General features: G+C 46.4%; 12 protein-coding genes. 6 read left to right on the forward strand and 6 right to left on the reverse strand.

The window, feature by feature from the left end; all coding sequences use genetic code 11:
• Positions 1-39: 39 nt before the first annotated feature.
• The 3 genes from gcvP to CBX98_RS17985 form a co-directional block, all read right to left on the reverse strand.
• On the reverse strand, positions 40-2,904 hold the full coding sequence (gene gcvP / locus CBX98_RS17975) for an aminomethyl-transferring glycine dehydrogenase (RefSeq protein ID WP_109169932.1): 2,865 nt from the start codon (positions 2,902-2,904) through the stop codon (positions 40-42).
• Between the two features lie 128 nt (positions 2,905-3,032).
• Positions 3,033-3,413, reverse strand: a complete 381-nt coding sequence (gene gcvH, locus CBX98_RS17980; protein ID WP_046876056.1) for a glycine cleavage system protein GcvH — start codon at positions 3,411-3,413, stop codon at positions 3,033-3,035.
• Positions 3,414-3,466: 53 nt separating this feature from the next.
• Positions 3,467-4,762: a serine hydroxymethyltransferase gene (locus CBX98_RS17985; RefSeq protein ID WP_109169933.1), complete on the reverse strand. Its 1,296-nt coding sequence runs from the start codon at positions 4,760-4,762 to the stop codon at positions 3,467-3,469.
• A 377-nt stretch (positions 4,763-5,139) separates the two neighbouring features.
• Between CBX98_RS17985 and CBX98_RS17990 the strand changes: the two genes are divergently transcribed.
• Together CBX98_RS17990 and gcvT are read left to right on the forward strand one after the other, a co-directional pair.
• Complete coding sequence (locus tag CBX98_RS17990) at positions 5,140-5,763, forward strand: XRE family transcriptional regulator (protein WP_005395176.1); 624 nt, start codon at positions 5,140-5,142, stop codon at positions 5,761-5,763.
• A gap of 260 nt (positions 5,764-6,023) precedes the next feature.
• Positions 6,024-7,142 carry a glycine cleavage system aminomethyltransferase GcvT gene (gene gcvT / locus CBX98_RS17995; RefSeq protein WP_109169934.1) on the forward strand — a complete coding sequence of 373 codons (1,119 nt, stop codon included), beginning with the start codon at positions 6,024-6,026 and terminating at the stop codon, positions 7,140-7,142.
• 133 nt (positions 7,143-7,275) lie between these two features.
• Here the strand turns inward: gcvT and vdeR are convergent, their stop codons facing one another.
• A complete protein-coding gene (gene vdeR, locus CBX98_RS18000; RefSeq protein WP_006742273.1) occupies positions 7,276-8,004 on the reverse strand; it encodes an efflux transporter transcriptional repressor VdeR in 729 nt (242 codons plus the stop codon).
• A gap of 161 nt (positions 8,005-8,165) precedes the next feature.
• Here vdeR and CBX98_RS18005 point away from each other — a divergent pair, with 161 nt between their 5' ends.
• From CBX98_RS18005 to CBX98_RS18020, 4 genes are all read left to right on the forward strand, one after another.
• A complete protein-coding gene (locus CBX98_RS18005; protein WP_006742272.1) occupies positions 8,166-9,239 on the forward strand; it encodes an efflux RND transporter periplasmic adaptor subunit in 1,074 nt (357 codons plus the stop codon).
• The gene (locus CBX98_RS18010; protein ID WP_109169935.1) at positions 9,239-10,300 is read left to right on the forward strand and encodes an efflux RND transporter periplasmic adaptor subunit; all 1,062 of its coding nucleotides are present in this window, start codon (positions 9,239-9,241) and stop codon (positions 10,298-10,300) included. The genes CBX98_RS18005 and CBX98_RS18010 overlap by 1 nt, the downstream gene beginning before the upstream one ends.
• On the forward strand, positions 10,300-13,359 hold the full coding sequence (locus CBX98_RS18015) for an efflux RND transporter permease subunit (protein WP_074190632.1): 3,060 nt from the start codon (positions 10,300-10,302) through the stop codon (positions 13,357-13,359). Before CBX98_RS18010 ends, CBX98_RS18015 begins: the two co-directional genes overlap by 1 nt.
• A 175-nt stretch (positions 13,360-13,534) precedes the next feature.
• The gene (locus CBX98_RS18020; RefSeq protein ID WP_109169975.1) at positions 13,535-14,248 is read left to right on the forward strand and encodes a hypothetical protein; all 714 of its coding nucleotides are present in this window, start codon (positions 13,535-13,537) and stop codon (positions 14,246-14,248) included.
• Between the two features lie 82 nt (positions 14,249-14,330).
• Here CBX98_RS18020 and fruA read toward each other — a convergent pair whose 3' ends face one another.
• Together fruA and pfkB are read right to left on the reverse strand one after the other, a co-directional pair.
• The gene (fruA, locus tag CBX98_RS18025) at positions 14,331-16,070 is read right to left on the reverse strand and encodes a PTS fructose transporter subunit IIBC (RefSeq protein WP_109169936.1); all 1,740 of its coding nucleotides are present in this window, start codon (positions 16,068-16,070) and stop codon (positions 14,331-14,333) included.
• Between the two features lie 18 nt (positions 16,071-16,088).
• Positions 16,089-17,060, reverse strand: coding sequence for a 1-phosphofructokinase (gene pfkB, locus CBX98_RS18030; protein ID WP_109169937.1), 972 nt, complete (start codon positions 17,058-17,060; stop codon positions 16,089-16,091).
• Between the last annotated feature and the right edge of the window lie 9 nt (positions 17,061-17,069).

Below are 17,069 nucleotides of genomic sequence, written 5' to 3' on the forward strand. Positions count from 1 at the left end.
CCAAACGGTTCGCCTTTGTCTATTTAAAGACTATAAAAATTAATCTTCGTAGTTATCGATGCTTGGGCACGAGCAGATTAGGTTACGGTCGCCGTATACGTTATCTACGCGGTTTACTGTTGGCCAGTACTTCCAAGATTTGGTCGCTTTAGAAGGGAAGCAGCCAAGCTCGCGAGAGTAAGGACGGTCCCACTCTTCAGCAGAAAGGTCAACTTGCGTGTGTGGCGCATTAACGAGAGGGTTGTTCTCTAGTGGCCATTCACCGTTTTTCACTTTTTCCATTTCTTCGCGGATAGCGATCATCGCATCACAGAAGCGGTCTAGCTCTTCTAGATCTTCCGATTCCGTTGGCTCAACCATTAGCGTGCCCGCTACAGGGAACGACATAGTTGGTGCGTGGAAACCGTAGTCCATTAGACGCTTCGCAATGTCTTCTTCGCTGATGCCTGTTTCTTCTTTCAGTGGACGAATGTCGATAATACATTCGTGCGCTACACGACCATTTTTGCCACGATAAAGAACAGGGTAGTGTTGGCGAAGTGTTTCCATCACATAGTTTGCGTTCAGAATTGCTACTTTTGTTGCATCTGTTAGGCCTGCTTCGCCCATCATTGCGATGTAAGCCCAAGAGATCGGTAGGATAGAAGCGCTACCCATATCTGCTGCTGATACTGCAAAATCTTCGCCTTCTACGCCGTCTTCAATATGGCCTGGTAGGAAAGGCGCTAGGTGAGATTTCACTCCGATAGGACCCATACCCGGACCGCCACCACCATGTGGGATACAGAAGGTTTTGTGTAGGTTTAGGTGAGAAACGTCTGAACCGATGAAGCCTGGTGATGTTAGACCAACCTGTGCGTTCATATTAGCGCCGTCTAGGTAAACCTGACCGCCAGCGGCATGAACCATTTCACACACTTCTTTCACTTTCTCTTCGTAAACGCCGTGCGTAGAAGGGTAAGTGATCATAATGCTTGATAGGTTGTCTTTGTGCTTCTCGATTTTCGCTGCTAGGTCATCGATGTCGATGTTGCCTTCTTCATCACACTTAACAACCACAACTTTCATTGACACCATAGACGCCGTTGCAGGGTTAGTACCGTGCGCAGAGCTTGGGATTAAACATACGTTGCGGTGACCTTCGCCACGGCTTTCGTGGTAGCGTTGAATCGCGATAAGACCTGCATACTCACCAGATGCACCAGAGTTTGGCTGAAGTGAGAATGCGTCGTAGCCTGTGATCTCACAAAGCTTCTCTTTTAGATCTTTCGCTAGTGCTGCATAGCCCGCCGCTTGTTCTGCTGGCGCGAATGGGTGGATAGAACCAAACTCTGGCCAAGTGATTGGAATCATCTCTGCCGCGGCATTCAGCTTCATCGTACAGCTGCCTAGTGGGATCATGCCGTGCGTTAGCGAGAAGTCTTTGTTCTCTAACTGTTTCAGGTAACGCATCATTTGCGTTTCGCTGTGATGCGTATTGAATACAGGGTGAGTCAGGTATTCTGTTGTGCGGCGTAGCGCTTCTGGAATTGCCGCAAACTCGTTGCCTGCGATTTCCGTCGATAGTGCTGCTACGTCTTCTTTTACACCAAAGACTGCAAATAGTGCTTCTACATCAGCGACCGTGGTTGTTTCGTCACAGCTAATACCTAGCTTGCCAGGTAGTAGACGTAGGTTGATGTCTGCTGAAAGTGCTTTTGCGTAAAGCTCTTCTGTTTTTGAACCTGTGTTGATGGTGATGGTATCGAAGAAGCTGTTATGAGCAAGTTCAAAGCCGCCTTTGGTTAGGCCAGCGGCGATAATCGCAGTCATATGGTGTGTACGGCGAGCAATAGTGCGTAGACCTTCTGCGCCGTGGTAAACCGCGTAGAAAGACGCCATGTTCGCTAACAATGCTTGAGCGGTACAGATGTTCGATGTCGCTTTTTCGCGGCGGATATGCTGCTCACGGGTTTGCATTGCCATACGCAGTGCTTGGTTGCCGTTCGTATCGATAGAAACACCGATCACACGACCTGGCATGGTACGCTTGTGTTTGTCACGCGTTGCCATGAATGCCGCGTGTGGACCGCCGTAACCCATAGGAACGCCGAAACGTTGTGCAGAGCCAATTGCTACGTCTGCGCCCATTTCACCAGCAGGTTTCAATAGGGTAGAAGCAAGCAGGTCCGTCGCAACAGTGACAAGCGTTTTGTTTGCTTGCGCTTTTGCGATGATGTCCGTTAGGTCACGAACTTCACCTGTTGTGCTTGGGTATTGAACTAAAGCGCCGAACACGTCTTGCTCTGGTAGTGATTCTAAAGAACCAACCAAGACTTCAAAGCCGATGAATTTCGCACGAGTTTTTACCACTTCGATGGTTTGTGGGTGAACGTCGTCAGCCACGAAGAATACGTTGCTCTTGCTTTTACCCGCACGCTTACAAAGTGTCATCGCTTCTGCTGCTGCCGTTGCTTCATCGAGCAGTGACGCGTTCGCGATTTCCATACCAGTAAGATCCATCACCATTTGTTGGTAGTTTAGAAGCGCTTCTAAACGACCTTGTGAGATCTCTGGTTGGTAAGGAGTGTAAGCAGTGTACCAGCCCGGGTTTTCCATCACGTTGCGTAGAATCACGTTCGGCGTGAAGGTGTTGTAGTAACCCTGACCAATGAATGTACGTTTAACTTGGTTCTGATCGGCGAACTTACGCATTGCTGCCAACATGTCTGCTTCGCTTTTTGCTTCTGCCAAGCTCATTGGTTGCTCTAGGCGAATTTGTGCTGGTACGGTTTCGTCGATAAGCGAATCTAGGCTAACTGCGTTGATGGCATCCAACATTTTCTGTTGGTCAGATTTGTTTGGTCCATTGTGGCGAGCAACGAACTCGTTTTGTGTGCTGAGGCTTTGAAGTAATTCAGTCATTGTCCTTTACCTACTCCTTGGCTCGGGTAACGGAAATGGTCGTTAGTGACACATTTAATTATACGTCCGAACCTAGAAAAAAAGCTGCTCTCTAAACAGGCTAGGGAACAGCTTTCGTCACATCCTAATTACTCTTCTTCGATAGAGTTTAGGTATTCTTCCGCGTCTTTTAAGTCATCCAACTCAGATGGGTTTGAAAGCTTCACTTTCACAATCCAACCACCTTCGTACGGTTCTTCGTTGATTAGCTCTGGGCTGTCTTCTAGTTCTTCGTTGATTTCTACGATTTCACCGGTAACAGGAGAGTAGATATCTGACGCTGCTTTTACAGACTCAACCAAAGAGAAGCTTTCACCTGCTTCTACTTCGTCTTCTACGTCTGGTAGGTCAACGAATACTACGTCACCCAACATTTCTTGCGCATGCTCAGAAATACCAAGTGTTACTGTGCCGTCACCGTTGTCACGTACCCACTCGTGGCTATCTGTAAACTTCAGTGTTTTGTCCATTGCTTAATCTCCAAATAACTTGTCAGGAATTATTGTGATTTTTAAAAAATCGTTTATTGGTAAAGAGGGAAGCGACTGCAAAGATCTTTTACTTCTTTGCGAACGCGTTTTTCAACGTCTGCGTCACCTTCTGGGTTGTTCACCAAACCATCCAGTACGTCACCAATCCAATTACCGATGAGTTTGAATTCTTCAGCGCCAAAGCCGCGGCTTGTACCCGCAGGCGTTCCTAAACGGATGCCCGATGTAATCATAGGCTTCTCTGTATCGAATGGGATGCCATTTTTGTTACATGTGATCCCAGCACGTTCTAGAGCTTCTTCTGCTTTGTTGCCTTTCAAGCCTTTAGGGCGAAGGTCAACCAGCATTAGGTGCGTGTCTGTGCCACCAGTTACGATGTCGCAACCGCGAGTTTGCAATACTTCCGCTAGGACTTTTGCGTTATTGATCACCGAATCAATATAAGTTTTAAATTCAGGGCCAAGTGCTTCTCCAAATGCAACCGCTTTTGCTGCGATAACGTGCATCAGTGGGCCGCCTTGTAGGCCAGGGAATACGGCGGAGTTGATTTTCTTAATGATGTCTTCGTGGTTAGTCAGGATCATACCGCCGCGAGGGCCACGCAATGTTTTGTGTGTTGTGGTGGTCACAACATGCGCATGTGGCAATGGGCTAGGGTGTGCACCTGTTGCGATAAGGCCAGCAATGTGCGCCATATCGACCATAAGAATTGCGCCAACTTCGTCAGCGATTTCACGGAACTTAGCAAAATCGATAACGCGTGGAATAGCACTGCCACCCGCGATGATCATCTTTGGTTTGTGCTCTACTGCAAGTGCACGAACGTCGTCGTAGTTGATTTCTAGTGTTTCGCGATCAACGCCGTATTGAACTGCGTTAAACCATTTACCAGAAAGTGCAGGGCGTGCACCGTGTGTTAGGTGGCCTCCAGCGTCCAAAGACATGCCAAGAATGGTGTCGCCTGGTTGAAGAAGAGCCAGTTTCACCGCGCCATTTGCTTGAGCGCCTGAGTGAGGTTGAACGTTTGCGTATTCGCAATTAAAAAGTTTTTTCGCGCGTTCGATAGCAATGGCTTCCACTGTATCTACGTGCTCACAACCACCGTAGTAACGACGACCTGGATAACCTTCAGCGTATTTGTTTGTTAGGCATGTGCCTTGAGCTTGCATTACCGCTTTAGAAACAATGTTCTCAGAAGCGATAAGTTCGATTTGTTCGTTTTGGCGAGCGGATTCCGCCTGAATTCCAGCAAAGACAGCATCATCTGTCGCAGAGAGGTTGGTAGAGAAAAAGTTTTCCAAGCTGTGGTTAGGGTAACTCTTATTCATGGTAGTTGACCTTCCAAATCTTAAAATGAACCCGCAATAGATGAATTATGATTTGCGGTTGTGGTTCATTTGTCCTCAAAACAGCTGAACTGCATAGCAGAACAGAGTGAACATCCGGCCCTAAATGTGGGCAAAAACTCCGTCGGATTGCGTGTTTCCTTTACCAATCTCTTACGGAAATATGCATCTCTACATCTAACAAGTTGGTAACATAGCGCCTGCGGCGGGAACAATCAACCAAAAATTTCCTATAGGAAACAAGATTTCAAAAATTGTTAACAAGAGCACGGTTTAATTCACTTGGTGGACTTTTATCCACTATGTGCTTCATGCACAATGCTAGTAGGACAAAAATAAGGATATCTATAGAGGGATTTATGGCAGAAAGTATTTACGATGAATACCCATCGATGACGTTAGCGAAAGAGCAAAATGATCAAAATATCGAGCCGTTAAAGCTGGGTCAGCGTATCAAGGATATCCGCTCAAAACTTGGTATTACACTAGAAGAAGCCAGTCAGCGAACAGGGCTTGCTCGTTCTACACTGAGTAAAATAGAAAATGAGCAGATTTCTCCGACATTTCAAGCAATGCAAAAATTGGCGCTTGGCTTACAAATTGATATGCCGCAACTCTTTGAGCCACCTAGAAAAAAGGTTGCGACAGGGCGTAGGGATGTTACCAAGAAGAATGAAGGCAAACCACACCCAACGCAAACCTATGAACATGAACTGCTCGCTACTCAACTTTCCAATAAGAAAATGATGCCGTTTAAGAGCCAAATTCGTGCTCGCAGTTTTGATGAATATAAAGACTGGGTTCGTCATGATGGCGAAGAATTTCTGCTTATCTTATCTGGTGAGGTCATGTTCTATTCTGAGTTCTACGAACCTGTTGTTCTAAGCGAGGGCGACAGCGTCTATTACGATGCGAACATGGGACATATGTTGACCAGTGTTAGCGAGGAAGATGCGCACATTTTGTGGGTGACAGCCAAATAGTTATAAATAGTTGTAAATTTCCTATAGTGAAAGCAAACGATTGCTGTTGGTGGTCGTTATGATGAAAAGGCGCTTTTTTGATGAGAACACACTCATTAAAGCGCTTTTTTTGTACGATTTGTTGTGATTAAAATGTTAAGAGTCACACTTTTGCAAGTCGATCTACGTCTTGTTCGTGCAAAATAGAATGAGCCGTGTTTATTATTGGAAACACATCGAATGCCGATAGCATTCTCGGGTCTATCTAAATGGAGACGAAAATGACTCAAGAACTACTGAAAACACCACTACACGCACTTCACGTTGAAGTTGGTGCCAAAATGGTCCCGTTCGCGGGTTACGATATGCCTGTTCAGTATCCTCTAGGCGTAAAAAAGGAACACTTACACACTCGTGATGCGGCAGGTCTGTTTGATGTTTCTCATATGGGACAACTTCGCCTAATTGGTGACGGTGCAGCTGCGTTCCTAGAAACATTAGTGCCAGTAGATATTGTGGATCTTGAGTCTGGTAAACAGCGTTATGCGTTCTTCACTAATGAAGAGGGCGGCATCATGGATGACATGATGGTAGCGAACCTAGGCGATCATCTTTTTGTGGTTGTGAACGCGGCATGCAAAGAACAAGACATTGCACACCTACAATCGCATTTGCCATCTGGTGTTGAGTTAGAAATTATTGAAGACCGTGCTCTGCTTGCGATCCAAGGCCCTAAAGCGGCAGCTGTATTGGCGCGTTTTGCCCCAGAAGTTTCTGACATGCTGTTCATGGATATTCGTAAAGTCGATATTTTAGGCGCCGAATGCATTGTTTCTCGTAGTGGCTACACTGGCGAAGATGGTTACGAGATCTCGGTTCCTGCTGACAAGGCAGAAGAACTAGCACGTAAACTGACCGCGGAAGAGGAAGTTGAATGGATTGGCCTTGGTGCTCGTGATTCACTTCGTCTTGAGTGTGGTCTTTGCCTATACGGTCATGACTTAGATACAACAACTACGCCTGTAGAAGCGAGCTTGTTATGGGGCATCCAAAAGGTTCGTCGTATCGGCGGTGAACGTGAAGGTGGTTTCCCAGGTGCGGATATTATTCTTAAGCAGATCGAGACCAAAGATGTGGCGCGCAAGCGTGTCGGTTTAGTTGGCCAAACTAAAGCACCAGTACGTGAAGGCGCGGAATTGTTTGATGCTGATGGCGTTAAAATTGGCGTTGTCACCAGCGGCACTGCGGGTCCAAATGCAGGTAAGCCTGTCTCAATGGGTTATGTGCGTGCTGATCTTGCTGCGATTGGTACCGAATTGTTCGCTGAAGTACGCGGTAAAATGCTACCAATGACGGTTGAGAAAATGCCGTTTGTACCGCAACGTTACTACCGCGGTTAGGTTACTCATTATTGTCATTCTTCGCGTATTCGCGAGGCAAGAAACAAGCAAAAATGCCGAGCTTTCTAGCTCGGCATTTTTATGTATATCGGTTTTATTTATACGCTTGGAAGTTATCGTAGTTTCTGCAGCCTTATCCGACCGCTTTGTCGATTGTACAACACATGTCGATAACGATATCTTCAAGTTTTTCCGGATGAATCATGTCTTCTTTTGCAATCCCAAACTGAGACGCCATGATCGTATTGAACAATTCCCAATGTTTGATCAGCATTTTTTCGCGATTATCAGCGATGTCAGGCCATGTCTCTTGCATCATCGGAGTAAGACTGATTGCACCATGTGCAAAAATCAACATCTGCCACTTTGATTCCCACTGATCAAATTGGGCGTTAGGGTTTTCACTGTTGTACTGCTCAAAAATTCCGGTAAATATCGCAGCAAACTCATCTTTTGACTTTAAGAAATACTGCAGCAGGGCACCATCATCGCCTTGGCGAATAGCATCAGCGATCATCTGTACTGGGTGAGGATTAACGAGCGCAAATGCCAGCATGCGAACCATGAACAGATAAATTTTTCTATTCGAAGGTGTGTTCTCAGGCATCTCATTGATTAATTCAGCCATATAGCACTGCATGAATTCATCCATCGCGTCGCTAACCGCTTGCCAAATCTTCTCTTTGCTGCCGAAGTGGTGACGGATCAAACTATGTGAAACACCAGCCTTTTCACTGATATTGCGCAGTGAGACACGCTCGTAACCAAGTTCACAAAACATATCTGCTGCCACCTTAAGGATCAGACACTTAGTTTGTTCTGCGGCTTCAGCACTTCTACGCCCCTGCTTTCTTTCATTCATAGTTCGAATTTTCCCGAATATTAATCAACGCGCTTACTTTTACCAGAAACCGGACGCTTTGACTAATTAATTTGCTTTCCACCTGGAAAATATCTTGATCGATTTCAAATTCTGCATATACTGCACGGCTGTGTAATAAATAAAACCTACGGAGAAAGCGGGTGCGAAAACAATATTTAAAGCGCACTTTAGTTGGTGCTGTGGTGACATTAAGTCTCTCTGGCATGCTAACTGGGTGTAACAAAGCCATTTCCGAGCCGTCTGAACCTTTAATCAAACCTGTAAAATTACTGGCGGTGAAAGATCTAGAAGTTGAAGACTCGCATGCCTTTTTAGCGCGTATTGATGCGACACATCGCGCACAGCTTTCTTTTCAGGTTGGTGGTGAGGTCGATGAATTACTTGTTCGCATGGGCCAAGAGGTAAAAAAAGGTGAAGTGCTTGCAACGTTAGACCCTAAAGATCTTCAGCTTGCGTTAGACGCCTCTCAAGCACAATTCGCGTTAGCAAAAACGCAATGGGAGCGCGCGAAAAACCTTTATGGAAAAAAGCTGATTAGTACAGATGAGTACGACCAGAAAGAAACTCAATATAAAGCGGCATTGGCAAACTACGAACAAGCCAAAACAGATTTGAGTTATACCAAGATTCACGCACCTTTTGATGGCATCGTGTCATACACCTACGTTAACCCGTTTCAAGTGGTCGCAGAGAAGCAAGAGATCCTGAATCTTATCGATAACACGACCTTAGATGTGTCGTTCACACTGCCAGTCAGTTATGCGGAATCCGTATCACTTGAGTCACTGCAAAACTCCGATATGTGGGTGACGATGGATAGCGAGCCAGGAAAACGTATCCCTGGAAAATTTAAAGAAATTTCGACTCAGCCAAATATCGATACCAACAGTTATGAGGCGATCGTAACCATCACTCGACCAGAAGATCGCAATTTGCTAACAGGTATGACAGGGCAGGTGCACATAGCTAAACAACATCTATCGGACGCGATGACGTTGCCTCAATCCGCTTGGGTAAACAAAAAAGAGACGCAAGGCGAAGTGTGGGTAATGGACAGAAACACACAGCAAGTTAATAAAGTCACTGTGTCTCTTGATGCCTCTGGAGGTGTGAAAGCAGGGCTTGATAACAATGATTACGTTGTTGTTGCTGGCGTTGAGCGACTGGTCGAAGGACAAGTCGTGAAAGCTTGGGTTCGTGAGGGAGGCATTTAATGAAACGATCTCTATTTACGATCTCTGCAATTGCGCTTGCAGTTTTAACGGGTTGCAAAAATGAAAACCAAGCTGTCGTCGAGCAGCCGCTTTTTGTGTCGACTATCTCTGTGGATGCGCCGGTACAAAGCCAATATCGAGCTTTTAAAGGAATAGTTGTACCAGCAGAGCAAACACCTATGGCATTCCGCCGCGCGGGAGAAATTCAACACGTGTTGGTGAAAGCGGGCGACGTTGTTAAGCAAGGCCAAATGATCGCAAAGCTGGATGACAGTAAAGAAAAGCAAGCCGTAAATGACGCAGAAGCGCAATATACACTGGCGATTCGTCAGCTCAAACGCGGCGAAGACCTACACGCACGTCAGATGATCTCAAAGGCCGAGCTTGATGAGCTAACGGCTAATAAAGAGTTGGCAGAGGCTAATTTCTATAACGCCACCAATCAATTGAACTACACCCGTTTATTTGCCCCGTTCGCCGGTAAAGTGTCTGACGTTTTCAAAGAGCGTTTTGAACGTGTGGCAGTTGGAGAGCCAGTGTTGAACCTATATCAAAACGATTTGGTGTACGTGCGTATTGAGCTTTCCGACAATGTTCTCGCTATGGTGGACCCAAATTCAGACAACATGAGTTACAAGCCCAGAGCAACCTTCTCCGGCATTAATGACACATTTGCTTTGGACTATTTAGAGCACACAAGTGAGCCTAACTCCGAAACTCAAACTTACGAAATGTATTTGACGATGCCACAGCCAAAACCAGAGATATTGCCGGGAACCAGTGTCAGTGTTCTGGTTGATATGGTGAAAGCGGGGATTACCTCCATCGATGGTTACAGTATTCCAGTGACGGCGCTTCAAGCGGGCAGCGAAGAGAATGAGTTCTTTGTATGGAAAAAAGAGGGTGACGTTGTCACCCGGGTGCCTGTGATGATTTCCCAAGTGAATGGCAACGGAGCCATTGTGTCGTCAGGAGTTAAGCAAGGCGACGTTCTGATTAATTCAAACCTACGTAAATTACGTGAAGGTAAACATGTGGATGTTGTGGAGAATAAACAATAATGAACATTGCTGAGTACTCAATAAAAAATAAAGTCATCAGCTGGTTGTTTATTATTATCCTTGCTGTTGGTGGTCTAACGTCGTTTTTGGAGCTTGGGCGACTAGAAGACCCGGCATTTACGATTAAAGATGCCATGATCATTTCAACATACCCTGGCGCGACGTCGAAAGAGGTTGAAGAAGAGCTGACGTATCCTTTAGAAAAAGAGATTCGAAAACTGCCTTATATAGACAAAATTACCTCTACGTCTTCTGATGGTATGTCTCAAATCACGGTCAGTATGGAAATGGACTATGGTCCTGATGAACTGCCGCAAATTTGGGATGAAATGCGCCGTAAAATTAATGACTTGCGACCAACTTTGCCTCAGGGCGTACAATCTTTGCAGATCATTGATGATTTCGGTGACGTTTATGGCGTGATGCTGATGCTCACTGGTGACGATTACGATTATGTCGAGCTAAAACGCTATGCTGATTACCTGACTCGTGAAATCGAGCTGGTTGATGGCGTAGGAAAGGTGGATATCACGGGCGATCAGCAAGAAATGCTATTCGTTGAGATCTCACTTGATCGCCTTGCCGCGCTGAACTTAGACATGAATGTGGTTGCGAGCTTGTTGAACCAACAAAATAATGTGGTTTCAGCAGGGGAAGTGATGGTCAATGGCGAGAGCCTTGTCATTCGTCCAAGTGGTACCTTAAACACCGTAGAAGCGCTAGAAAACTTGATCATTCATGGTCGTGACACAGGGAACCTAATTCGTCTAAAAGACGTAGCAACGATTTCTCGTGGTATCCAAGAGAAGCCAAGCAACGTCGTACTCTTTAACGGTCAAAAAGCGATTAATATCGGTATCTCGTTTGCGTCAGGTGTGAACGTGGTTGAGGTTGGCGAACGTTTGGATGCGGAGCTTGCGAGCCTTGAGTCTATCAAGCCTGCTGGCATCGATATGAACTACTTTTACAACCAAGCCAATGAAGTGGATGAGTCCGTTAAAGCGTTCGTAATTAGCCTAGCAGAGGCAGTGGCGATCGTTATCATCGTTCTGCTGTTTACGATGGGCTTACGCAGTGGTGTCATCATTGGCGTCGTGCTGTTATTGACGGTGTTCGGTACCTTCATATTGATGAATTACAACAATATCGAGCTGCACCGTATTTCTCTTGGCGCGTTAATTATTGCTCTGGGTATGCTGGTTGATAACGCGATTGTGGTCGTGGAAGGCATCTTGGTTGGCCTAAAAAAAGGGCGCACTAAAGTTCAAGCGGCCGTCGATATTGTAAAGCAAACACAGTGGCCTTTGCTTGGCGCAACCATCATTGCGATTACGGCTTTTGCACCTATCGGTTTGTCGCAAGATGCAACGGGTGAGTTCATGGGCTCTCTATTCTGGGTGCTGTGTTTCTCACTATTTTTGAGCTGGATTACCGCTATTACGCTGACGCCATTCCTCGCAGATCTATTGTTGAAAGAAGAGGACAAGGGCCAAGATACCAACGAAGAAGATCCCTATAAAGGTTGGCTGTTTGTTGTATTTGGCGCATCGCTAAAATTCGCACTGCGATTCCGTTGGCTAACGGTTGCTGGCATGGTCGCGCTATTAGTGGGTGCTGTCGTGGCATTTGGTAATGTAAAACAGCAGTTCTTCCCACCATCGAACACGCCGATGTTTTACGTTGATATGTGGATGCCAGAAGGTACGGATATCCGCGAAACGATCAAAAAAGCCGAAGAAGTGGAAAGCTACATTCGTCAGCAAGACGATATTGACTTTGTTTCTGCTTCAATTGGGCAGGGTTTGCAGCGTTTTGCTCTTACGTATCAGCCAGAGAAAAGTTACGAAGCGTACGCCCAGTTCCAAGTTCGCGCCACTGATCGTGAGAGCATGTTCGGTTTGTTGCACAAGTTAGATGCTAACCTTGCGAAGACGTTTGATGCACCGACATTTCAATTTAAATTGATGGAATTTGGCCCTTCACCAGCGTCTAAGATCGAAGCGCGTATTACTGGTCCCGATCCACAAGTTTTACGTGATTTAGCGGTGCAAGTTGAAGACATCCTTCATACCGACCCTGGTGCCCGAAACATTCGTCACGATTGGCGAGAGCGTACTAAGGAGCTTGTGCCTGTTTTCAATGAGTCTAAAGCTCGTCGCTTGGGCATTTCGAAAGAAGATCTTTCAAGCACACTGCAAATGGCGTTTGGTGGTAGCACGTTGGGTTACTTACGTGATGGTACACACACTTTGCCAATTATGACGCGCCTTCCTGAAGAAGAACGCGTGGACTTTGAATCACTACAAAACGTGACCATTTGGAGCCCATCACTGCAAACGTATATTCCGGTCGACCAAGTGATTGATGGCGTTAAATTGGATTGGAGCGAGCCGCTAATTCAGCGTCGTGACCGCAAGCGCACGTTAACTGTGCTCGCTGACCACGATGTGTTGAGCGACGACACGGCGGCAAGCTTGTTTGCGCGTGTGCAGCCTAAAGTGATGGCACTGCATATTCCAGAAGGTTACGAAATCACATGGGGTGGTGAGTATGAATCATCGAAAGATGCGCAAGAAGGTCTGTTTGGTTCGTTGCCGATGGGTTACTTGTTGATGTTCATCATTACTATTTTGCTGTTTAACTCAATTAAAAAGCCGTTGGTCATTTGGTTCACCGTGCCGTTGGCGATCATTGGTGTTGCCTTTGGTTTGCTCACCACGAATATGCCGTTCAGCTTTACAGCATTCCTTGGTTTGCTGAGCCTAAGTGGGATGATTTTGAAAAACGGTATTGTGTTGCTTGATCAAATTAACCTTGAGTTGGAATCAGGGAAAGAGCCTTACCTCGCGATTGTCGATAGTGCGATCAGTCGTGTTCGTCCGGTAAGTATGGCTGCTCTGACGACCATCTTGGGGATGATTCCACTCGTCTTCGATGCCTTCTTTGGATCGATGGCAATAACGATTATGGCAGGTCTTGGTTTTGCTACAGTACTGACACTGATTGTAGTGCCAGTGATGTTTGCGATTCTGTTTAGGGTAAAACCGACCACTGCATAGGGACTCCTGGCTATTTGCCAGCTTCCTGCCTAGCCCTGAAGGTTTTCTTCAGGGCTTTTTTGATCTTACCAATGTACACCAACCCATTCATTTACTTGATTCTAATGATTTTCTTACGAATGCAATGCAAATCATGCGTATACTGATGGAACGATACATCAAAGAGCGAGATAACATGAACAAGCGCGTATTACACGGACTCTTCTTCGTCGGTTCTTTCACCTTGGTCGGCTGTACTACGACAGACAGTATGACTACAGAAGAGGCTAAGCAAGCCGTTCCTAAAATCAACAGCGTTAGCACTGAAGTCATCTCCAACTGGATTGATAACAAGGTTTTAGCGCCTGAAGGGCTTTCACTCGAACAAGACAATCTACGTTATATATCGGGTAGCGCCGACTTAAACAGCGATGGCAATGCAGAACACATTGTATTGCTACAAGACCGTTATTTCTGTGGCAGCGGTGGTTGTGCAGCTTATATGTTTGATAACGAGGGGAACGTTATCAATCGAATGTCTGTCACTCGCACGCCTATTGTACTTGCAGATAGTTACAGCAATGGCTGGCAAGATTTCATCGTTTGGAGTAATGGCTCATATCGACTCATGAGTTACAACGGTGAATCTTACCCGAGTAACCCTTCTTTGGAGCCAAAGGTGGATCGTGACTCAAACCAGCAGGCGGCAATTGCGAATGTAATGGCGACAGAGCTTTATCAGCAAGATGGCTATGACATTATGCCCGCTGATTCGAAAGCTTTGTGGACGCCAGCCAATGTATACCACTTCACCTTTAAACATTACGGTGATCCGCATAGTACTTATAAAGCGACGGTGGATATGAACAGTGGGGAAGTAGACATTGTTGCCGTTCCGGCTGCGGAATAAAAAACACCTCCCTTAACCGGAATTAAAGGGAGGTGCTGAATGCCAAATTCGAGGGTGGCATTGTTAAGCGGAGTAATTCTGTTTAAGCCGCGACTTCTTGTTTGGCTTCTGCTTTGCTTTTTAAGAAAGCGTAAGTAAAGCCAGTTACTGCTGTACCAGCTGCGATAGCCACTAAGTACATTAACACTGGTGAAATGGCGTTAGGGATTAACAGTACGAACAGACCGCCGTGTGGTGCCATTAATTTTGCACCGAACAGCATAGATAGGGCACCAGTAAGCGCGCCACCTGCCATACAAGATGGAATCACACGCATTGGATCTTTGGCGGCAAATGGAATTGCGCCTTCAGAGATGAAACACAGGCCCAATACAAAAGATGCTTTACCTGCCTCACGTTCATTTTGTTCAAATTTGTTCTTCGCAATGAAGGTCGCTAAACCCATACCTAGCGCAGGAACCATACCAGCGGCCATGATTGCTGCCATTGGCGCGTAAGTTTGCGAAGCCAATAGACCGACGCCAAATGCGTAAGCGGCTTTGTTTACTGGGCCACCTAGGTCGAAACACATCATTGCGCCAAGGATAATACCCAGTAGTACTGCACTGTCAGATCCCATGTTGTTTAGGAAGTCAGTCAGGCCGTTCATGATGCCTGAAACTGGGCCACCTACGATGTAGATCATCACAAGGCCTGTGAACAGTGTTGCCACAAATGGAATGATCAGAATTGGTTTAAGCGCTTCCATCGATTGTGGGAGTTTTACTTTGTCCGCAAGGAGCTTCGCCGCGTAACCGGCAATGAAGCCAGCTGCGATACCACCTAGGAAACCAGCACCCGTTGAGCTTGCCAGCATACCGCCAACAAGACCAGGAGCCAGACCCGGACGGTCAGCAATTGAGAACGCGATGTAACCAGCAAGTACAGGAATCATCAATGCGAATGCAGAGCCACCACCAATGTTCATCAATGCAGCTGCTAGCGTGCCTTCTTCTTTAAATGCTTCAATACCAAACACGAACGATAGGGCGATGATCAAACCACCTGCGACAACCACAGGCAGCATGTGCGATACCCCTGTCATCAAGTGTTTGTAAGCGCCTTTCTTCTCGTCCGCTGTCGAAGCAGAATTTGCAGAACCTGAATGTTGGTAAATCGTGGCTTGCTCGAATGCTTTGTCCATCTCTTCGGCTGTTTTCTTTAGAGCTGGGCCTGTTTTCGTGCGGTACATCTTTTTGCCGCTGAAGCGATCAAGTGGCACTTCGATATCTGCAGCAATGATCACTAGATCAGCATCTGCGATGTCTTGATCTGTCAGTTGGTTTTTCGCACCAACTGAACCACGAGTTTCCACCTTGATTTGATGGCCACGGCGTTTGCCTTCTTCTTCTAGCGCTTCTGCTGCCATAAAGGTATGCGCAACGCCAGTAGGACAAGCGGTGATTGCGACAATTTTCTTCGCTGCTGATGTTGCTTCAGGAGTGATAGGAGCCGAAAGTGTGGTTGCTTTTTCAAGTAAAGTGGCGTTTTCAACCGCTTGCTGGAGAAACGCAGTTGCGTCTTTTGCTACTTCGCTGATTTCCGCTTGGTAAACCTTTTTTCCTACGAAACGAGAAGTATCCACGCTAGTATTTGCCGCAATGATAATGACTTCTGCTTGTTCAACGTCAGCTTCCGTCAGCAGTGTAGGTTCAACCACACTTGATTGACATTCGACTTTTGCATTCCAGGTTAATTTTGCGGCTGCTTGTTCTAGTAACCCTGCCGCAAGGATGCTATTTGCAACACCGCTCGGACAGGCAGTAATAATGGCAATATTCATACGATAACCTTCTGTTCCTTAGTTTTGTTCTAAGTTTGTAATAGGGTAAAGCTCGCTAACTTCAGTTTGCAGCTTGATGTTCTCCAGTTCTTCCTGACTGGTTAGCCCTACGCCGACTTGACTAACTGCCAAGGCAGAAAGTGCTGTAGCGAAGCGCAATAAATCGTTTTTCGGCATCAGTTGCATGTGACCCCAACACAAGCCAGCAACTAGCGTATCGCCAGCGCCAACGGTGCTTACCACATTCATTCGAGGGGGTTGTGCACGAAGCCATTCGCCTTGGTTTAGCCACATCACACCGTCAGCTCCCATCGACACAACAATATTCTCGATGCCTTTGTCACTCAGTGTTTGCGCGGCGGCTTGGCATTGTTCTGGTGTTTCTAGGTGTTCGCCAACAAAATCACCAAGTTCTTCATCATTAGGCTTAATCAACCATGGGTGAGCCTCAATACCTGATTTCAATGCGGCTTTGCTGCTGTCGAACAACACCTTTTTGCCTTGTTGATGCAGTGCTTTTATCCACGCAGCACATTGTTCGGCGGTTACGCCTCCAGGTAAGCTACCTGCAAGCACAAAGTAATCGTGAGTCTTTGCGAGACGGAATAGCGTCTCCTCAAAGCGAGCAATTTCGTCAGCCGTTACTTGAACACCAGGGAAGTTAATGTCACTAACGTTGCCATTAGCCTCAACGAGCTTGACGTTGATACGAGTGGCACCTTGTACTTCTACAAACTCATTCTTGACGCCGATGTCATTGAAAAGCTGATGGAATAGCTCAGGGTTATCTTTACCGAGAAAGCCGGTAACCGTGACATCTGCGCCTAAATCGCTCAACACTTTTGCTACGTTGACACCTTTACCTGCAGCATGGAGATTGCTTTGCTGCACTAGGCTCACGGAACCAACGTTTAGCTCATTTACTGAACCTGTTAAATCCAATGCCGGGTTGAGCGTAATAGTGACAACTTTACTTGTTTTGTTCGTCATATCGGCTCC

This window comes from Vibrio sp. T9 (genome assembly GCF_003123985.1).
Classification (GTDB): Bacteria; Pseudomonadota; Gammaproteobacteria; order Enterobacterales; family Vibrionaceae; genus Vibrio; species Vibrio diabolicus.